Origin of the sequence: Vibrio sinaloensis DSM 21326, assembly GCF_000189275.1 — a bacterium.
GTDB lineage: Bacteria > Pseudomonadota > Gammaproteobacteria > Enterobacterales > Vibrionaceae > Vibrio > Vibrio sinaloensis.
The window spans coordinates 1-472 of sequence record NZ_AEVT01000055.1 but is presented as its reverse complement, the minus strand read 5'-3'; the positions used below and the strand labels follow the sequence as shown (position 1 = coordinate 472).

Genomic DNA, 472 nt, shown 5'->3' with positions numbered 1-472 from the left:
TGCCACGCGTTGCGAATCACTCTTAAACAGTTTGTTAGCTGCTGATTGCTATCGAGGTGGTTTTGTACCTAGCAAATCAAACTCAAACAATAAACCAACCATAAAACCATTAGACTGAATATCTATTGCGCCCACAACTTTTTGGCCATTCGCTTCTTCCGCTTGTATAACTACAACGCTTCTCTTTTCACCCGTTTCTAAGTTAGTGTGGAAAGCATACTGGGGAATTTCAATAGGTATAGGGCTCCCTATACTTTTCCCTTCTGATTGAAGTAAAAACACCGCAGATCCATCACCAACATCTTTCTCGTTCGCGACCCTATCAGACACATACTTTATCGAAGTTAAGTCTGGCCACATTGTAATGTTTCCTCCATACGCTTCTACTGCAACCAAAAGAACTAAAATACTGAAATAATTTTTCATAGTTATAACCATCCAGCTAACGCCGCGTTAAGTAGTGAGCAACGCC

General features: G+C 40.9%; 1 protein-coding gene. It reads right to left on the bottom strand.

Annotation, left to right across the window (positions count from 1 at the left end):
• Nucleotides 1–48: 48 nt before the first annotated feature.
• Entirely contained in the window at nucleotides 49–426 is a 378-nt protein-coding gene (locus RH45_RS07795) for a hypothetical protein (protein WP_206536164.1), read from the bottom strand.
• Nucleotides 427–472: the final 46 nt, after the last annotated feature.